25 protein-coding genes are annotated in these 17,492 nt (G+C 29.8%); all 25 read left to right on the top strand.

Annotation, left to right across the window (positions count from 1 at the left end; translation table 11 throughout):
• Window positions 1-42 precede the first annotated feature (42 nt).
• The 25 genes from QX51_RS15545 to QX51_RS15430 all read left to right on the top strand — a co-directional run bounded on the left by QX51_RS15545 (window position 43) and on the right by QX51_RS15430 (window position 17,488).
• Window positions 43-459 carry a DUF1064 domain-containing protein gene (locus tag QX51_RS15545; RefSeq protein WP_039680802.1) on the top strand — a complete coding sequence of 139 codons (417 nt, stop codon included), beginning with the start codon at window positions 43-45 and terminating at the stop codon, window positions 457-459.
• Window positions 460-485: 26 nt separating this feature from the next.
• Window positions 486-908 carry a single-stranded DNA-binding protein gene (locus QX51_RS15540; protein ID WP_039680801.1) on the top strand — a complete coding sequence of 141 codons (423 nt, stop codon included), beginning with the start codon at window positions 486-488 and terminating at the stop codon, window positions 906-908.
• A 431-nt stretch (window positions 909-1,339) separates the two neighbouring features.
• Window positions 1,340-1,549, top strand: a complete 210-nt coding sequence (locus tag QX51_RS15535) for a hypothetical protein (RefSeq protein WP_039680800.1) — start codon at window positions 1,340-1,342, stop codon at window positions 1,547-1,549.
• A 30-nt stretch (window positions 1,550-1,579) separates the two neighbouring features.
• Window positions 1,580-2,071, top strand: a complete 492-nt coding sequence (locus QX51_RS15530; protein WP_052233101.1) for a hypothetical protein — start codon at window positions 1,580-1,582, stop codon at window positions 2,069-2,071.
• Between the two features lie 320 nt (window positions 2,072-2,391).
• Complete coding sequence (locus QX51_RS19635; RefSeq protein WP_152607246.1) at window positions 2,392-2,760, top strand: hypothetical protein; 369 nt, start codon at window positions 2,392-2,394, stop codon at window positions 2,758-2,760.
• 66 nt (window positions 2,761-2,826) lie between these two features.
• Window positions 2,827-3,867 (top strand): hypothetical protein, encoded by a 1,041-nt coding sequence (locus QX51_RS15520; RefSeq protein WP_039680799.1) that lies wholly within the window; start codon window positions 2,827-2,829, stop codon window positions 3,865-3,867.
• A gap of 102 nt (window positions 3,868-3,969) precedes the next feature.
• The gene (locus QX51_RS15515; protein ID WP_039680798.1) at window positions 3,970-4,479 is read left to right on the top strand and encodes a terminase small subunit; all 510 of its coding nucleotides are present in this window, start codon (window positions 3,970-3,972) and stop codon (window positions 4,477-4,479) included.
• On the top strand, window positions 4,472-5,734 hold the full coding sequence (locus QX51_RS15510) for a PBSX family phage terminase large subunit (protein WP_039680797.1): 1,263 nt from the start codon (window positions 4,472-4,474) through the stop codon (window positions 5,732-5,734). Before QX51_RS15515 ends, QX51_RS15510 begins: the two co-directional genes overlap by 8 nt.
• A gap of 11 nt (window positions 5,735-5,745) precedes the next feature.
• Entirely contained in the window at window positions 5,746-7,200 is a 1,455-nt protein-coding gene (locus QX51_RS15505; RefSeq protein WP_052233099.1) for a phage portal protein, read from the top strand.
• The gene (locus QX51_RS15500; protein WP_039680796.1) at window positions 7,200-8,741 is read left to right on the top strand and encodes a phage minor capsid protein; all 1,542 of its coding nucleotides are present in this window, start codon (window positions 7,200-7,202) and stop codon (window positions 8,739-8,741) included. Before QX51_RS15505 ends, QX51_RS15500 begins: the two co-directional genes overlap by 1 nt.
• Before the next feature lie 6 nt (window positions 8,742-8,747).
• Entirely contained in the window at window positions 8,748-9,137 is a 390-nt protein-coding gene (locus QX51_RS15495) for a hypothetical protein (protein ID WP_039680795.1), read from the top strand.
• Between the two features lie 193 nt (window positions 9,138-9,330).
• The gene (locus QX51_RS15490) at window positions 9,331-9,600 is read left to right on the top strand and encodes a DUF6275 family protein (protein ID WP_039680794.1); all 270 of its coding nucleotides are present in this window, start codon (window positions 9,331-9,333) and stop codon (window positions 9,598-9,600) included.
• Window position 9,601: 1 nt separating this feature from the next.
• Window positions 9,602-9,850 (top strand): hypothetical protein, encoded by a 249-nt coding sequence (locus tag QX51_RS15485; protein ID WP_152607245.1) that lies wholly within the window; start codon window positions 9,602-9,604, stop codon window positions 9,848-9,850.
• 103 nt (window positions 9,851-9,953) lie between these two features.
• Window positions 9,954-10,520 (top strand): phage scaffolding protein, encoded by a 567-nt coding sequence (locus QX51_RS15480; protein ID WP_052233098.1) that lies wholly within the window; start codon window positions 9,954-9,956, stop codon window positions 10,518-10,520.
• A gap of 18 nt (window positions 10,521-10,538) precedes the next feature.
• Window positions 10,539-11,426, top strand: coding sequence for a hypothetical protein (locus tag QX51_RS15475; protein ID WP_039680792.1), 888 nt, complete (start codon window positions 10,539-10,541; stop codon window positions 11,424-11,426).
• A gap of 28 nt (window positions 11,427-11,454) precedes the next feature.
• Window positions 11,455-11,601: a Rho termination factor N-terminal domain-containing protein gene (locus QX51_RS20110; protein WP_082007850.1), complete on the top strand. Its 147-nt coding sequence runs from the start codon at window positions 11,455-11,457 to the stop codon at window positions 11,599-11,601.
• 35 nt (window positions 11,602-11,636) lie between these two features.
• Window positions 11,637-12,011: a head-tail connector protein gene (locus QX51_RS15470; RefSeq protein WP_039680791.1), complete on the top strand. Its 375-nt coding sequence runs from the start codon at window positions 11,637-11,639 to the stop codon at window positions 12,009-12,011.
• Window positions 12,005-12,286: a hypothetical protein gene (locus tag QX51_RS15465; protein ID WP_039680790.1), complete on the top strand. Its 282-nt coding sequence runs from the start codon at window positions 12,005-12,007 to the stop codon at window positions 12,284-12,286. Before QX51_RS15470 ends, QX51_RS15465 begins: the two co-directional genes overlap by 7 nt.
• Entirely contained in the window at window positions 12,283-12,645 is a 363-nt protein-coding gene (locus QX51_RS15460) for an HK97 gp10 family phage protein (protein WP_039680789.1), read from the top strand. The genes QX51_RS15465 and QX51_RS15460 overlap by 4 nt, the downstream gene beginning before the upstream one ends.
• Window positions 12,632-12,970, top strand: coding sequence for a minor capsid protein (locus QX51_RS15455; RefSeq protein ID WP_039680788.1), 339 nt, complete (start codon window positions 12,632-12,634; stop codon window positions 12,968-12,970). Before QX51_RS15460 ends, QX51_RS15455 begins: the two co-directional genes overlap by 14 nt.
• Window positions 12,971-12,989: 19 nt before the next feature.
• Window positions 12,990-13,388, top strand: coding sequence for a phage tail tube protein (locus QX51_RS15450; protein WP_039680787.1), 399 nt, complete (start codon window positions 12,990-12,992; stop codon window positions 13,386-13,388).
• 55 nt (window positions 13,389-13,443) lie between these two features.
• A complete protein-coding gene (locus tag QX51_RS15445; RefSeq protein WP_039680786.1) occupies window positions 13,444-13,818 on the top strand; it encodes a DUF6096 family protein in 375 nt (124 codons plus the stop codon).
• Window positions 13,819-13,865: 47 nt separating this feature from the next.
• On the top strand, window positions 13,866-14,216 hold the full coding sequence (locus QX51_RS15440) for a hypothetical protein (RefSeq protein WP_039680785.1): 351 nt from the start codon (window positions 13,866-13,868) through the stop codon (window positions 14,214-14,216).
• Window positions 14,217-14,218: 2 nt separating this feature from the next.
• Window positions 14,219-17,095 (top strand): phage tail tape measure protein, encoded by a 2,877-nt coding sequence (locus QX51_RS19630; protein WP_052233097.1) that lies wholly within the window; start codon window positions 14,219-14,221, stop codon window positions 17,093-17,095.
• A 39-nt stretch (window positions 17,096-17,134) separates the two neighbouring features.
• Window positions 17,135-17,488, top strand: a complete 354-nt coding sequence (locus QX51_RS15430; protein ID WP_039680784.1) for a DUF6711 family protein — start codon at window positions 17,135-17,137, stop codon at window positions 17,486-17,488.
• Window positions 17,489-17,492 lie beyond the last annotated feature (4 nt).

Below are 17,492 nucleotides of genomic sequence, written 5' to 3'. Positions count from 1 at the left end.
AAAACTTAGATATATCAGATAGATTGGAGATTGGAGCATAAAATGGCAAATAAATATGGAAATAAAAAAGTTGAAGTTGATGGAATCAAATTTGATAGTAAACATGAAGCTGAATATTATTTACACCTTAAAAAGCTAAAAGAAGAAGGTAAAATAAAAGACTTTGGATTACAACAAAAATTTGAATTACAGCCAAGCTTTAAGAAATATGGTAAGACACATAGAGCTATAACTTATACAGTTGATTTTGCTATTTATCATAACAATGGTGAAGTTGAGTATATAGATGTGAAGGGCATGGAAACACAGCAAGGTATTATGAGAAAAAAGATGTTTGATTATCTTTATCCAGAAACACTCAAATGGGTACAAAAAAGCATTAAATATGGTGATGAATATGGCTGGATAGAGTATGAGGAATTGAAGAAGAAGAGAAAAGAAGCTAAGAAAACAGCTTAAAAATATAGCATAGGAGATGTAAAAGCATGAATCAAGTAGTATTAGTTGGAAGATTAACAAAAGACCCAGAACCAGGAGTTATTACAGGAAGTGGATCAAGCACTTCAAAATTTACAATAGCAGTAAATAGAGATTACAAGGATAAAGAAAGTAAAATACCAGTAGATTTTATACCAGTAGAAGTTATTGGTAAAGTTGCTGATTTTGTTAATAATTACATAAGTAAAGGTAGATTAGTAGCAATACAAGGGAGTATTAGAAAAGAAGAATACATGAAAGATGATGAAAAAAGAAGTATTACAAAAGTATCTGCTAAAAGTGTACAAGCATTAGAAAGCATAAAAAAATCAGAAGAAAATAATCAAACATTTACACCAAGTTATGAACCACCAAGAGGATTAGACCCAGAAGGATTTCAAGCTATAGATGATGATGAGATACCATTTTAACTATTTAATAGGTTAAATACTTTGTAAATATCAAGAGTAAAGATATAAAAGAGACAAAATATTACAAAATAAATCAATAACTTTTAAGAATTGATAAAAATGGGTAAGAAAGGATATAATAAAAAAGTTGGAAATGAAAATTGATAGAATTTTTGAGATGACATATGAAATAGACATTATAAAATAAAATACAAAACTAGAAAAAGTCAATCAAATAAAAGAGATTACTGGTATGCGAGTTGACAGAATATGAAATTTAGATAATACATTATTTATAGTGAGTTGTGGTAGGAGAACACTGAATAGTGGACTTAAAAAAATGAATTATATAGGTTAGAAAGAAATCCCGAGATTTATAAACCTTATAACCATTTAAACTATCCGTTAATTAAAAGGAAGAAGTGTAATAAAAAGCAGGAGGAGAAACGAGAATGAGAAAAATAAAAGAAGGTAATGTAATATATCTTGTAGCAAAGGATAAAGATACGATGGACTTGAGATGTAGTGAGTGTGGAGTTGTTAAAAATGAATTAGATATTACAGTAGAAATAGATAAGATAAAAAATAGAAAGGTGTATAAATGTGAATGCGGTTGTAAAACATTTACACCACAAGTAGATTTAGAAGAATACTATATATAGCAGTCATATAATCACCAAGGGGGAATATACGTGACAAAAGAAGATTTTGACAATTATTATAAAAAAACAGAGGGTAGATTATTTAATTATAAAAAAATATTAAATGATATAGAAATGATAGATTTAGAAATAGCTCAAATAGAAAATGAATATGTAGGTTGTTCAGGTATCAGCTATGATAGTGAAAAAAAAGGAAAAACATATAATATTTCTAAAAGTGTAGAGCAAGAGATCATAAGGAAAGAAGAAAGAATAAATTACTTAAAATACACAAAGAGAAAATTAGAAATAGAAAAGAGAAGAATAGAAATAGCTGTAAATAATTTTACAATACAACAAAAGGAACTATTTGAAATTCTATATTGCAGCAGGAGAGTTAGGATTAGCAGAAATGAAATATTAAGAAAGATGCATATTAGTAAGAGTACATATTATGAGTTAAGAAATTCACTAGTTGTAAGTGCTTTAAATTCTATATATCCAACTATGTTAAGAGATGAAATATATAAGAAATTTGCGTAAATATAAAATAGAGGGACACTTTTCGGACAAACTTAGGACAAAGTTCGGACTGATGTCCCTTTATTATGTAGTATTATAGTATTGTAAAGAGATAGGTTAGTGGCAGGACCTACTCTTTTCACCTCCTAATATTAATTATATAGATTTTTAACGGAAAGATAGAAGTATAGATGTGCTTCTATCTACTATGAGAGTGCTGGAGCAGTTAATCTCCAAACTTTTCAGTTCGATTCTGAAAACTCTCTCTTAAAATAAACCCCTTTCACTGGATGTACTAATGTGCATCCTTTTTTATTGGGAAAATGCAAGGAAGTGACAATGTGAAGAAATTGAAGTGGGTTGATGCTAATTTAATAGCAGAGGTTACAGAGATACCAGAAGATTTGTATAAGTATGATGATCTAATGAAAGAAGTTCCTAATCATAATAAAACATATGGAGCAAGGAGAATATTTCAACGTAAAGAATATAGCATCTATAAAGTTAGTGATGGATATATAGTACATAACACTAACAAAGAATTTAGGATAGGTCATACTCATGTGAGAAGTTTTAAGAAGGTAAAGAGCATAGTTGATTTATGTATTAGAAAGAAGCTTCCTAATACACCAAGAGAATGGGAGATAGAAAGCTTAATGAGAGTAACAAATAATAATACTTATAGAAATAAGTTGAGAGATATGTTATAAAAAGAAGGAAATCCTAGAATTAAGTAGAATTATATCTTATATTCTTATTATAGGGAGGTTTATTATATGGACTCGACACCAATGGAAAAGGTTAAAGCATATCATAGTATAAAGAGTTTTTTAAATGAAGAAGATAGGAAAAAGGTAGTAGAAATGTTACAGTTAAAGGAAATTGACGTAACTAAAAGGATATGGGGAAAAGATAATGAACAAGAATTTATTCTAATTATATATTTATTAGGTAATTGCAAGTCAATATACGCGTTTGAAGAAGGAATATCAAAACTTACAGACTCAGAAACATCAGACTTATTCATTGAATTAAAAAATGGAAAAAGGATTATAGTAGAAATAAAGTCAACAGTAAAACAGAGATGTAGTATATCTGAAAAAGTTTTAAAAGCTAAACAAGACTTTGCAAAAGTAATGAACGCAGACTTATATTTTGCGGTTAAAGTTGGAGGTTACTGGGAACTTTATGATGATAAATACATAGAAAGTAAAAATAGAAAAATAGATGTAGCTAAAGATCATTTCAATTCTAAGTTTAATAGTATATTTGGGGATCGTACCTTTATATTACCTGGAGGATTAGAAATCCAAACTATTTATTCTAAAAGTTCTAGTAAAAATCTTGGTATATATCATAGAGATTATGGTGATTTAGTTAAATATACTATTAAATATAATGATAGTAAAATATTTAGTGTAAATAGCAAGGAACACCAACTATATGGACTTATATTCTTGTATGAAAACCTTCAGGATATAGCATCGAATATGCAACAAGATGTAATCAAAATGGATAGTAATAGAACAATGATTAAAGAGATAATAACATCTGAAATTAGTACTAATTTATCCGCATTTATGCTATCGCCTATTAAACATATGATTAGTGAAATGGGAAGCGAATATGAAGTTGGACAATATTTAACTCAGTTAATAGATGATAAAGAAAAGATTTTAGAGAAAGAAAAGATTTTATTTGATGAAAATAATATTCTATATGGCTTATTACTCCTTGCAGAGAAAAATTATATGATTAAAGAATTGGTAGGAAGAGATATTTATTTATATAAAGATATGGTAATTAGAATTACATAATTTCAAAAGCACCTGAATGATATTATTTAATGAGAACTCTCTAGTAGGGTTCTTTTTTATTGCATATTTATAAAACGACGAATAAGTGAGGTGGTGGTATTAATGGCTAGATTAACGAATAAGCAAAAAAGATTTATAGAAGAATATTTGGTAGACCTTAATGCCACTCAAGCGGCTATTAGGGCAGGATATAGTCCAGATACAGCTTATTCTATAGGAAATGAAAACTTGAAAAAACCTGAAATAAAAAATGAGATAGATAAAGCTATAGCTGAAAGAAGTCGAAGGACAGGCATAAATCAAGATAGAGTGCTAAGAGAGATAGCTAAGATAGCCTTTGTAAATCCAAGTGATGTAATTAATTTTAATCAAGCTACAGTAAAAGAAAATGCTAGTGATGATGATTTAGCAGTAATATCTGGAGTAAAAATAAAATCTATTCCTACAGATGATGGGGACATACAAGAAAGAGAAGTTAAGTTTTATGATAAGCTCAAAGCTTTAGATATGTTAGGAAAACATCTAGGTATGTTTACGGATAAAGTAGAAGTCAATAGTAATTCAGCCATAACGATAATTGATGATGTAGGAAGCTTAGACGAAGATGCATAAAAAAATATCTGAGATAATAAATAAGAATTTTTATTCATTTTGGAAAGCTACTAACTCAGATAAGTATTTATATCATGTTTTAAAAGGTGGTAGAGCTTCTGCTAAATCAACTCATATTGCTATATGGTTGGTACTAGCATTAATGAAAAATCCAGTAACTTGTTTATGTATTAGAAAAGTAGCTGGAACATTGGCAGAATCGGTATTTGAGCAACTGAAAGAAGCTATAGATATACTCGGAGTTAATCATTTATGGAAAATAAGAAAGAGTCCTTTAAAACTAACTTATATACCTAGAGGAAACAGTTTTATATTTAGAGGAGCAGATGATCCAGCTAAGATTAAGTCTATTAAAATGAGTAAGTACCCTATTACTTATTTATGGATAGAAGAACTAGCGGAGTTTAAAACAGAAGATGAAGTATCAACGATAGTTAACTCAGTTTTAAGGGCGGAATTAGAAGAAGGATTAAATTATAAAGTATTTTATTCTTACAATCCACCAAAGAGAAAGCAAAGTTGGGTTAATAAAAAATATAATACACAATTCATTTCAGATAATACTTATGTTCATCATAGCACTTATTTAGAAAATCCTCATATATCTAAGGCCTTCATGGAAGAAGCTGAGGAAGTTAAAAATAAGAATGAATTTAAATATAGATGGGAGTACTTAGGAGAGCCTATTGGTTCTGGAGTAGTGCCTTTTTCCAATTTAGTATTTAGAACTATAACAGATGAAGAAATAGCTTCTTTTGATAACATAAGGCAAGGTAATGACTTTGGTTATGCTACAGATCCAATGGCATTTGTTAGAATGCATTATGATAGTAAAAAAAGAATACTTTATTTTATTGATGAAATATATGGAGTGAAGATGAGTATAAGAGAATTAGCTTCTAAGATTAAATCAAAGAAATATAATGACTATCCAGTTACTTGTGATAGTGCAGAGCCTAGAAGTATTGCAGAATTAAAAGAATATGGAATACAGGCATTAAAAGCTAAAAAAGGACCAGGAAGTATAGAGTTTGGTGAAAACTGGTTAGATGATTTAGAAGCAATTGTAATAGATAATAAAAGGACTCCAAATGTAGCAAAAGAGTATGAAAATATAGATTATCAGACTGATAAAGATGGGAATGTAAGACCAAAGTTAGAAGATAAAGATAATCATACAATAGATGCTACTAGATATGGTTTAGAAAGAGATATGAAGTCTACAACATCTGGAGTAGCAAAAGTTAGAATGTAGGAGGTGAGTTGATGTTAACAAATTTAGACTTTTTAAAACCTGGCAGTGTCTGGCCACCATATGGAGAAAGAAAAAGATTAGATAAATATCATAAGAATAAAATGATATTTGAAGGAGAACATGAAAAAGTTTATAAGGAAAGTTTCAAGAGGATTACAAGGGTAATAGGAAACTTTGAAGATATAGTCAGTTATTCAGTGATAGCTAACTTTCAAAAGTTAATATCATTAAAAATAGCTGATTTTTTATTGGGAGAACCACCTAAAATAGCATGCGGTGAAGATAATTCAATACATCAAATATCCCTAGATACTATTTCAGAAAATAGCGACTTAGTTAATACTTGTTATAGTGCAGCTATAGATATGAGTAGGTATGGAGATAGTATATTTAATATTTATAAAGATGAAGAAGGCAAAGGGATTATAGATATCACTCAGCCTTCTTTTTATTTTAAAGTTGTAGATTCTAAAAATATTCGTAAAGTAAAACATCATATATTAGCTCATACTTACAAAGTACCTAAGCCAAATATAAGTTTTTGGGGAACTACTAAAGAAGAATATGACCATTATTTATATGTAGAGATACATAGTAAAGGATTATATGAGTATATAACATTTAAATTAAATGATGCTGAAAATATGATTACTGGAGTTCATGAAGAAATTAAGCAAGTAATAACTGGATTGAATGATTTTGCAATAGTTCCAGTTCATAATCTATTAACATCTGATAGAGTTTATGGAATAGATGATTATGCAGATTTAGATAGCATTATTTCAGAAATAGAAGTTAGAATAAGTCAAATATCTAAGATATTAGATAAACATGCAGAACCTAGTGTTCAAGGTCCAGAAAGTGCATTAGAAAGAGATTACCATACTGGAGAATATAAATTAAAAATGGGAAATTACTTTATTAGATGTACTACAGAGGACCCGCCAGTTGAATATGTGACTTGGAATGCACAATTAGAAGCTAACTTTAAACAGATAGAGAAATTAATCAATATATTAGCAGTAATAAGTGAAATGGGAAGTGCCATATTTGATACTGAACAAAAGACAGGTAATGCAGCTTCTGGAACAGCACTAAGGAGAATGATGATTTCACCATTAGCCAAGGTAAACCGTACTAGAATGAGATTTGATAGTGCAATAAAAAAGTCTATTAAATTAGCGTCACAATTAGGTGGAGAAAATATAGTTAATCTTGAAAAAGAGAAAATTAATATATTTTGGAATGATGGTTTACCTGATGATCCAAAAGAGCAAGCAGAAATAATGGGAATAAGAACAGGCAATAAATCCACATTATCACAGTTTAGCGCTATTCAAAGGTTGGATAGTTTATCAGATGAAGATACCCAAAAGGAACTGGAAGCAATTCTTCAAGATGAAAGAGATAATAATCCAATGTCAAATATGAATTTTGATTACAATAAAGTAGTTGATGAAGAATAATGAAAAGCTATGATAAAAAAATAAATCAACTTATCAAAATGTATACTCAAGCGGAAAAAAGACTTATCAATATAATTAGCACCAAGAAGGTTAAAGGTCATGTTACAGATTTCTATGAAGCTATGTTAAAGCAAGTAAAACTTGAATTAATGCAACTTCAAATGAAAAGTGCTAATTACACCAAAGATATAGTTAATGAGTTATATTTGGAAGCTTATTATAACTCATTGGAAGTCTTAGGTATATCGAGTATAGGAGATAGCTTTGTACAGCTTCACGCACAAGCTATAGAACTTTTAAGTGATAACATGATAAACAACTTTGCAGAAGTTAATAATCAAGTTGGGAGAAGAATAGAGGACACTATAAGAGATATAGGTCTTACTGATACTCAGATGAAATTTGCTACTGGACAAACTATTAAGCAGCTGCAGAATGAATTAATAAATAGTTTAATAGATACAGGATTAGGAGGAATAACAGACAAAAGAGGTCGAGTTATTCCTTTTACTAGTTATGCAGAATTATTAAGTAGGAGCATAGTAGCAGAAACTCAGAATACATGTGTATTAAATATAGCTGGAGAGCATGAAAAAGATTTAGTTAAGATGACACAACATTCTACATCATGTCCAGTATGTGTACCTTATGAAGGAAGAGTCTATAGTATTAGTGGAAAAGACAAAAGGTTTCCTAAGTTAAATACTATACCTGGATTTAATAACGGTTATAACAATATTCACCCACGTTGTAGACATAGAATAACACCTTATATTGAAAAATATAATGATGTAGAAAAAGATATAAAAAATAGTAATAAACCTTTTGAAATCCCTAAAGAAAAAGAAGAAAGTATAAATAAATATTTAGAAGAACAGAAGAAAAAAGCTAGACTAAGAAATGATAAAAAACAATATGAAACATTTAGACAAGTTTTGGAAGAAGAAGCACCAAAAAGTTTTCAAAGTTTTAGGGAAATAAAGTATAATGATAGTGAGAGATGGAGAGAGTTAAAACAATCATATAAGATAGTTAACTCTTATAAAGCTGATTTTGGAGAAGTATCTTCAAAGAAAATTTTAGAACTAGATAAACTTGCATTTGATACGAAAAGAAATAAACAAACTTCTAAGTTTAAGAAGCAAGGGAATTTTGCAGTATTACAGTATAATGGTTATACTAAATTCGCTTCAAGTAGAATAGCTTATGAAACTGATATAGAATATATAAAATTTAAAGGGGATAAGGAAGAGTTAGTATTATTAAAAGATGAAGGTAGAGTATTTAAAACAAGTGATTTAGGAGATTTAGTTGATGGTGAAGTAAACCAAGTACCTAGATATTATGATACAGAAGCTAAATTCTTTGAATATTTGAATGATGTAGCAAAAAATGAAGAAATTAATGAAATATTTATGCTTTCTGAGAAGAAAATGTGTGAAAGTTGTAGAAGTGTAGCTAATCAATTCATAAAAAAGCATCCAAATATAAAAGTTAATGTTGTATCTGGCAAAACTTTTGATGGTTGGAAAGGAAGGTGATTAAGAATGGAATTAGAATACTTAGAAGAAATTAAGAATGATGTTGCTAGCCTAATAAACTCTTCGCTTAGAAGTTGTTCAGAATTTAAAGGGTGTGTAGCAAGAGTAGCTTATGAAAATGACTACTATATGTCTGATGAAATGCCAATAGAGAGAGATTGTCATTATATTGCAATAGGAGCTTATGCTGTTGAATCAAATAATATTAAAAATCTACCGGATAAGATATCTATAACAGGATCATTAGATTCTGAAAGTAAAAATCTATCAGATGAAATAGCACGAAGTATTAAAGTTATTAAATCAGGCGAATATGATGGTGATCTTACAGATGAAGATAAAAAATATATCTATGAGGATATAAAATTAATTGAAGATAGTGATTTGCTAAAATAAAAGCACTTACAGAAGAGATGTAGGTGCTTTTTTTATGCTTAAATTTAGTAGGAAATTATAGGAGGAATGACTATGTTAGAAGTTTTACAATTTATATTTAGTAGCTTTTGGGTGTACATAGGTACACTTTTTTATTGCTTGTTTTAGGAGCAAGTATTCAAGGATTATTTAGTAAATAGGAGGGAATTAAATAATGAACGAAAAAGAATTTTTACAATGGTGTAAGCAAGAGGTATGTAACTATACTAATAAACATTTAGATAAAACAGATAAAAAGGAAATTACAATAGATGATGTATTTATGGTATGGAGTTGCAAAGCACTGCAAAATAATAAAGCACTACTTAGTACGACTCTATTTGATGGAATGTATTATGAGTGTACATACAATGGAGATAAAGGAGAAATGTATGTAGATGCGTATAAGAAATGGGAAAATTATAAAGTTGAAAGGGTTAAATAATATGAATTATTCAAAAAAATTTGGTTTAGCTAGTGGAGCTATAAATAAGAGTTTAGTATCGAAAGACAAGAAAGCGAAAGAAAAATTTTTAAAAGCGGCTAAACAATTCAGAGATATGGCTGATTTATATGAGGAAATGGCAAGCTTATATGTTGCTGAAGAAACTAAAGAAAATGAAGATAAGCTAACTATGTTAATAGGAAAATTGATGATAGCTTTATCTGAAATAGATAATATAAAGTCCTTATAGGGCTTATTTTTATTGTCTTTTTTAGCTTGTTTGTAGACGTAAAAGAACAAATTAGCAAAAACTCTAGGTGATGTAAACACGTATAAAAACGTAGGAGGATATTATGACAATACAAGAAATATTAAAAGCTCAAGGATTAAATGACGAGCAAATAAACAAAATTACAACCTCTATGAAGGAAAATAAAATATATACTACTTCATTAGAGAATGTAGATGTTAGATATGACAAGCTACAAGAACAAAAGAAGCAATTAGAAGAAGCTTCAAAGGTTTATGAAAAGCAATTAAAAGAGTTATCTAAAAATAATACAGATAATGAAGAACTAAAAAAACAGCTTGAACAGTTGCAACTTTCAAATAAAGAATTAGAAGAAAAACATTTAAATGAAATGAATAAACTTCAATTCGATTTTGCTTTAGACGGTGCACTATCTACAGCAAAATGTAAAAATAGCAAAGCTTTAAAAGCTTTATTGAATCTTGATGAAGTAAAATACCAAGATGGTAAATTAGAAGGGTTAGAAACTCAATTAGAAGTACTAAAAAAAGAAGCTTCATATTTATTTGAAGCTGAACAACAAACACCTTCAGGAAGTGGCTTTAATCCTCCTGGAGAAGGAGCAGAATCTAAAGATGGATTTAATTTTAATTTTACGAAAATAAGATAAATAAAGGAGAAATAAAAAATGGCAGCATTAAATTACGCACAACAATATTCACAAGCATTAGCAAATGCTTATCCTAATGTACTACACTTTGGTAGATTGTGGAGTACCGAGAATTCATCCAAATATAGAATAGTAGATGCAAAAACTATACAAATACCTACTTTATCTGTAGGAGGAAGAAAAAATGGAGATAGAGATACTATAGGTCAATTCTCTAGAAACTTTAATAATGCATGGGAAACTAAGACATTAAAAAATCATAGGACATGGGAAACCTTAGTTCACCCTAGAGATGTAGACGAAACTAATCAAGTAGCTTCTATAACAAATATTACTAAGACAATGAATGAAACTGAAAAGTTCCCAGAAATGGATGCTTACTTAATATCTAATTTATATAAATTAAAAAATGGTAAAGAAGCTATAACTCCTGAGGATGCAGAACTGACAGAAGATACAGTATTAAAAGTATTTGATAAATTAATGGATGAAATGGATGAAGCGTTAGTTCCTTCTACTGGAAGAATATTATATGTTGACACCTTCACAAAAACATTAATAGATAATGCTATGACAATAGTAAGAGCAAATGGAGATAAAACTTTATTAAGAGGAGTTTCAAGGCTTGATGAAGTTGAGGTAATATCTGTGCCAACTAAATTAATGAAGACTGAATATACTTTTAATGATGGATTTAGTGTAGGTGGATCTGCTAAAGATATAGCTATGTGTTTAGTTCATCCAAGTGCGGTATTACCTATAGTTTCTTATGAGTTTGCACAATTACAAGCACCAAGTGCTGTTACTCAAGGTAAATATGTATACTTTGAAGAATCTTTTGAAGACGTATTTATATTAGACAAAAAACATAATGCAATAAAATTTGTTGTAAAGTACAGTGCCTAGCATACCAGAAGCTTCAAGTATCTCATTAATGAGTGAAGTGGAAGATGTGGAAGGACCACAAGGTATAGATTATTCGACCATGACTTTAGCAGAATTAAAAATAATAGCTAAAGAGCAAGGAATAGAAGGGTATTCAAAATTGAATAAATCTCAATTAATAGAGAAGTTAGGGTAACCTAGCTTCTTTTTAATTTTTAAGTAGGTGAGAGTATGATAAATACAGAAGATGCACTAAGTTATTTTCATAATGAAAGATTATTTGGAGATGACTTTATAAATGCAGAATCAAATAAACAAAATCAAGCTATAAAAATGGCTACTAGTCAAATACAAAGACTTAAATTTAGTAGGTATATTGATGATTTAAAAGATGATGCAGTAAAAAAAGCTATATGTGAACAAGCATTATATTTAATTCAAACAGCTAATAGTCAGAGAGCTAAATTGATTGAACAAGGAGTAACAAGTTTTTCAGTAGAAGGGCTTAGTGAAAGTTATGATATTTCTAAAGTTAAGAATAAAGTATGTAGTGAAGCCATAGAGTACTTAAAACCTTATTTGTTAGGAAGTGTATCAATATGTTAAGTGATTATTTAGGTCAAGTTTGTACTTATAAATCTAAAAGAGGAACTAATGTATATAATGAACCTGTATTTGAGGAAAAAGAAATACTTTGTAGGTTAGTTGATAAGTTTAAAGTAATCACTAATTCTAAAGGTGAAGAAGTTGTATCAAGTGGAGTAATACAATGTGTAGAGCATATTAAAACTGGAGACTTAATAAATGATAGGAAGGTTATATCTGTAAGCTATATGACTTCATTGGATGGAATAGTTGGATATAGAGGTTATTTACTATGAGTAATTTTAATATTAGAGGTATTGATGAATTAAATAATAACTTGGCAAGACTTAGGCAACAAACAGAAGAAGAAGTAAAAAAAGAATTAACTGATATTGCTTTAGATTTTGCTAGTAAATCGAGCGAAGCAGCACCAGTTAAGTTTGGAGATTTAAGAGGAGAACTTGCAGTCCCTAGGAAAATACCAAATGGATATATAGTAGGTTCAAGTTTACCTTATACACGAAAACAGCATGAACATTTAGAGTATCACCATCCACTTGGTGGTGGGCCTAAATTCCTAGAAAGTCCTTTTAATGAAAATAAAGATGGATATATAAAGGCAATAAAGGAAGTGATAAAAAGTGTTAATAAGTAAAGTTAAAGAAATACTTGAAGTAAATGATATAAAAGAAAATATAACTATGGGAAGCCTAGCAGATAGCGATAGTGTAGGATTATTTGCTACAGCTGGACAACCAGCAACTTTATACTTTGACAATCAGAAGTTAGAGAGACCTGGATTACAAGTTATAGTAAGGAATAAAAGTTATGAAAAAGGATTTGAAATAATAAGAAATATATACGAGATACTAAATAAGCAAGTAGGATTTAATCCTCAACAAAGTCCTTTTTATATTGGAAGAGATGAAAAAGGCAATGCAGAATTTAGTGTAAATTATATAGTTTATATAGAGGATTAGAAAAGAAAGGTGATAATTTATGTTAGCAAATGGAATAAAAATAGGATATAGCACAAGTGGCACAACTTCATACACAGACATAGAAGGACTTCAAGAAGTTCCAGATATAGGGGTTGAGCCTGAAAAGGTGGAAAATACTTGTTTAAGTGATTCAGTAAAACAATATGAAAAAGGTATTGGTGATGCTGGAGATATGGAATTTAAATTCAAGTATACTAATGCAGTTTGGAAAGTTCTTAGAGGATTTGAAAGTGCATCTAAACCAACAAACTTTAAAGTTACTTATCCAGATGGAGCATCAGTGAGTTTCTCAGCAGAAGTATCTAATAAACTAGGTGGAGGTTCGGTTAATGATCCAATAGCAATAACAACATCAATGGCACTTCAATCTGAGCTTACTTGGGCCGACCCCAGTTAATGCATTTTTAGAAAGTGCGATACTAGAAAAAATATAATAGAAGGTGAGAGATAATATGATTGAAAATACAAGAAAACCATTTGAAATATGGGAAGTAGGAGAAGAAGAATATAAGTTAAAGCTTAAAACTTCTGCGATAGTTAAATTGGAAGAAAAATATCAAACTGGACTGATGAACTTAATTCAAATAGGAGATAATTTACCACCATTAAATATTATGCTACAAGTAACTCATGCAGCTATGAAAGACTGGCATCATGGAATAAAGCTAGAAAAGGTATATGATTTATTCGATAGATATTGTGAAGAAGGTGGTTCACAGTTAGACTTCTATCAAAAGATATATTTAGGAATATTTACTGTATCGGGTTTTTTTACTCATTCAATGGCGGAGGAGATGGAGAAGAGCATGGAAGAGGTAGATCAGTAACAATAAATACAATTAGTGATTTAATAGAAGAAGTGTACCCAAGCTTTTTGGATTTGGGTTACACTCCTTCTTTTTTTTGGGACTTAAGCTTACAGGAAGTTTATGACCTTATTGAAAGTAATCAAAGAGTTAAAGAAAGAGAAGCAGAAAAAGAAATTTATGAACTTAAAACAAAGTTAATTTCTAATTCTGTATTAGCAAGACAGGTAGCTGAAAATGTGGCTTGTATATTCTCTAAAGATGCAAAAGTAACTGATATATATGATTTAATGCCAGAACTTTTTAAAGAAGAAAGAGAAGAAGCTCAAAGAAAAATTGCAGAAAATCAATGGCAGCTACATAAAGCAAGATTTATGGCATATTCAGAAGAGTACAACAATAGAAGAAAGGAGGAATAGTAATGTCAACTATAGGTGAATTGAATGTAAGAATTACAGCTGATTCCTCTAATTATACAAGACAATTAAATACTGTACAGAACCAAACTAATAGAGTTATGGGAAATGTATCTAATGTAATGAGTACTGTAAAGAAAACAATAGCTACAGCACTTGCAACAACAGTTATTTATAAGTTTGGTAAGAGTTGTATTCAGTTAGGAAGTGACTTGGCAGAGGTTCAAAATGTTGTAGATACTACTTTTACAAGTATGAGTAATAGTGTAAATCAATTTGCTAAGAATGCTATAAATGATTTTGGACTTTCTGAAACAATAGCTAAAAAATACACTGGTACTCTAGGAGCCATGGCAAAATCTTTTGGGTTCACAGAGCAAGAAGCATACAACATGAGTACAACTTTAACTGGATTAGCTGGTGATGTAGCCTCTTTTTACAATATGACAAGTGATGAAGCATACACTAAATTAAAATCTGTATTCACTGGTGAGACTGAAACACTTAAAGAGCTTGGGGTAGTAATGACACAAAATGCACTGGACCAATATGCTTTAGCAAATGGTTATGGAGTAACTACAGCTAAGATGTCAGAACAAGAAAAAGTTGCTTTAAGATATAACTTTGTTTTGCAACAATTATCTCTAGCTCAAGGAGATTTTGCTAAAACTAGTGACTCATGGGCTAACCAGATTAGAGTTATGCAATTAAGATTTGAAAGTTTTAAAGCTACTATGGGACAAGGATTAATTAATATATTCTTACCCGTTATAAAAGTATTAAATGTTGTTATAAGTAAGTTACAAGTTTTTGCAGCTTATTTCTCGGCTATAACAGAAGCCCTCTTTGGTAAAGCACAGAAAGGAGCAACTAATGTAAGTAACTCTTTAGGTACTACTCCAAAGGGATTAAGTACTTCTTTAGGCAATGTTGGATCTAGTTCAACAAATGCTAGTAAAGGATTAAATAAGGCTAGTAAAGCTACTAAAAAAGCTGGAGCAAGTGCTAAAAAAGCGAAGAAAGAAATAAAAGGACTAATAAGTGGATTAGATGAAATAAATAATTTAACTTCTAATAAAACAGGCGAAACTAATAATTTACCAAGTATAGGAGGTTCAACACCCTCTGCTGGTGGAGTTGGTAGTGTAGGCGATTTAGGAATAGGAAATATACCAACTGTGGATATAGGAAGTAAAATAGAGACATCAGGTTTAGAAGCTAAAGTGGAAAAAATCAAAAAAGTATTTGATAATATGAAGAAATATATTCTTGATAGAAAGGAAGCAATTATAGCAATATGTGCAGGATTACTTGCTGGAGTTGGTTCCTATTTTGTTATATCAAAATGGAGTAGTATTGTATCTAAAGTATCAAAAGGATTCAAACCTCTTAAAAAAGTTATAACCTTTGTAAAAGAAGTTGCATTAGGGATAAAAAGGTTTGGAGTTAGACCTATAATACAAGGGTTGTTAGGTATTAATCCAGTGGTTGTTGGTATAGCAGCAGTTATAGGAATTGTAGTAGGAGCAATAACATATCTTTGGCAAACAAACAAAGATTTTAGAAATAATGTGATTAAGACATGGAAAGCTATAAAAGACGCATTATCGCCATGGTTAGAAGGATTTAGTATATTATTTAAAACTTTGGCTGATATAGTAGGGACTGTACTTGGTGGAGCATTTAAATTAATTGCAAAAGTAGTTCTCAAAGTTGTAGAAGTTTTAGCTGGCGATTTTATGAAAGATTTACAAAAAATGTGTCCAAGTATAAAAGCAGTCGGTAAGATATTTTTAAAATTCTGTAAGGATTTACAAAAAGATTGGAAGAAAATTAAAAATTTTAATTTCAAAAAGTGGGTAGATAAAAAGAAAAAAGAATTTACAGATTTTTGTAAAAGTGTTACAGATAAATTTAAAAAGCTTAAAGATGATATAAAGAAAAAGTGGGACGAGATAGTAGATGCAGTAAAAGAATTTGTAATCAACATAGCTTCAAGAGTAGAAGATTTTAAGGAAAAAGCTTTAGAAAAGTGGGAAGAAGTAAAAGATTGGATTAAAGATAAGGCTTTAGAAATAGCTGCAAAAGTAGGTTCTTTTTATGATAAAGCAAAAGAAGGATATGATAGTGCTAAGAATTGGATGAAGGATAAGTTATTAGAAGCAGGAGCAAAAGTAGCTTCATTTTATGATAAAGCGAAGGAACGATATAACCATGCTAAAACATCTATAAAGAATTGGGCACTTTCTCTTGGAGCAAAAGTAGCTTCATTTTATGATAGAGCAAAAGAAAGATACGAAGATGCAAAAAAATCAATTAAAAGCTGGGCGTTAGGTGTAGGAGCTAAAGTAGGTTCTTTTTATGATAAGGTAAAATTAGCTTATAATAGTACTAAATCTAAAATAAGGTCATGGGCTTTTAGTATTGCATTAAAAGTAAAGACAACAGCTAGTAATGTAAAAAGTACTATAAATGGAATTATAAAACAGATAAACAATGCTGTATTAGGTAAGATTAAATTTACTGTTCCAGATTGGGTACCGATATTTGGTGGGAGGACTTGGAAAGCGCCTAAGATACCTTATCTTGCTAAAGGTGGTTTAATAGACAGTCCAACGTTATCAATGATAGGTGAAGCTGGTAAAGAGGTAGTTTTACCACTTGAAAACAACACTGGAGCACTTGATTTAATAGCTAATAGATTAGTTTCAAGAATGAACTTTGGAAATGATTTTGTTCAAGGATTTAGTAATAATTATAATCAACAAAAAGGTGATACATATACAGGAGATATAGTTATCAACTTAGATGGAAATACAATATTTAGAAGTAAAATAATTGATATACTTAGACAACTGAAAAGGCAAGGAATAACAATCTAGGAGCTATTAGTTTAGCTCCTTTTTTATTGAGGTGATAGAATGGCAATATTAACAATAGCAGGTGTTGAAGTAAAAGATCCTTCTGTTTTTCAAGTAGACCTACAGGATATTGATAAAGAAAGTGAAAGAAATGCAAATGGAACGATGCAAAGAACTAGAGTAGCAGTAAAAAGAAAGTTAACAGTAGAATGGGGACCACTATCAAATTCAGAGATATCTAAAATACTAAAATCAGTAAGTGATGTATTTTTTACTGTAAAATACCCAGATCCAGAGCTTGGTGGAATAACAACTAAGACTTTTTATACTGGTGACAGGTCAGCACCAGTATTGAGAGTAAACAAAGGTGTTACTAGATGGGAAGGATTAAAGACAAATTTAGTTGAAAGGTAGGTGA

It is taken from the genome of Terrisporobacter othiniensis, assembly GCF_000808015.1.
GTDB classification, from domain to species: Bacteria; Bacillota; Clostridia; order Peptostreptococcales; family Peptostreptococcaceae; genus Terrisporobacter; species Terrisporobacter muris.
This window is presented reverse-complemented; position numbering and strand designations above follow the sequence as displayed.

Coding starts and splice junctions, on each gene's coding strand:
- QX51_RS20110 (WP_082007850.1), top strand. CDS start 11,455: ATGAGTGAAGTGGAAGATGTGGAAGGACCACAAGGTATAGATTATTCG.
- QX51_RS15505 (WP_052233099.1), top strand. CDS start 5,746: ATGTTAACAAATTTAGACTTTTTAAAACCTGGCAGTGTCTGGCCACCA.
- QX51_RS19630 (WP_052233097.1), top strand. CDS start 14,219: ATGTCAACTATAGGTGAATTGAATGTAAGAATTACAGCTGATTCCTCT.
- QX51_RS15480 (WP_052233098.1), top strand. CDS start 9,954: ATGACAATACAAGAAATATTAAAAGCTCAAGGATTAAATGACGAGCAA.
- QX51_RS15485 (WP_152607245.1), top strand. CDS start 9,602: ATGAATTATTCAAAAAAATTTGGTTTAGCTAGTGGAGCTATAAATAAG.
- QX51_RS15515 (WP_039680798.1), top strand. CDS start 3,970: ATGGCTAGATTAACGAATAAGCAAAAAAGATTTATAGAAGAATATTTG.
- QX51_RS15470 (WP_039680791.1), top strand. CDS start 11,637: ATGATAAATACAGAAGATGCACTAAGTTATTTTCATAATGAAAGATTA.
- QX51_RS15445 (WP_039680786.1), top strand. CDS start 13,444: ATGATTGAAAATACAAGAAAACCATTTGAAATATGGGAAGTAGGAGAA.
- QX51_RS15540 (WP_039680801.1), top strand. CDS start 486: ATGAATCAAGTAGTATTAGTTGGAAGATTAACAAAAGACCCAGAACCA.
- QX51_RS15520 (WP_039680799.1), top strand. CDS start 2,827: ATGGACTCGACACCAATGGAAAAGGTTAAAGCATATCATAGTATAAAG.
- QX51_RS15450 (WP_039680787.1), top strand. CDS start 12,990: ATGTTAGCAAATGGAATAAAAATAGGATATAGCACAAGTGGCACAACT.
- QX51_RS15510 (WP_039680797.1), top strand. CDS start 4,472: ATGCATAAAAAAATATCTGAGATAATAAATAAGAATTTTTATTCATTT.
- QX51_RS15475 (WP_039680792.1), top strand. CDS start 10,539: ATGGCAGCATTAAATTACGCACAACAATATTCACAAGCATTAGCAAAT.
- QX51_RS15460 (WP_039680789.1), top strand. CDS start 12,283: ATGAGTAATTTTAATATTAGAGGTATTGATGAATTAAATAATAACTTG.
- QX51_RS15430 (WP_039680784.1), top strand. CDS start 17,135: ATGGCAATATTAACAATAGCAGGTGTTGAAGTAAAAGATCCTTCTGTT.
- QX51_RS15545 (WP_039680802.1), top strand. CDS start 43: ATGGCAAATAAATATGGAAATAAAAAAGTTGAAGTTGATGGAATCAAA.
- QX51_RS15465 (WP_039680790.1), top strand. CDS start 12,005: ATGTTAAGTGATTATTTAGGTCAAGTTTGTACTTATAAATCTAAAAGA.
- QX51_RS15495 (WP_039680795.1), top strand. CDS start 8,748: ATGGAATTAGAATACTTAGAAGAAATTAAGAATGATGTTGCTAGCCTA.
- QX51_RS15490 (WP_039680794.1), top strand. CDS start 9,331: ATGAACGAAAAAGAATTTTTACAATGGTGTAAGCAAGAGGTATGTAAC.
- QX51_RS15535 (WP_039680800.1), top strand. CDS start 1,340: ATGAGAAAAATAAAAGAAGGTAATGTAATATATCTTGTAGCAAAGGAT.
- QX51_RS15500 (WP_039680796.1), top strand. CDS start 7,200: ATGAAAAGCTATGATAAAAAAATAAATCAACTTATCAAAATGTATACT.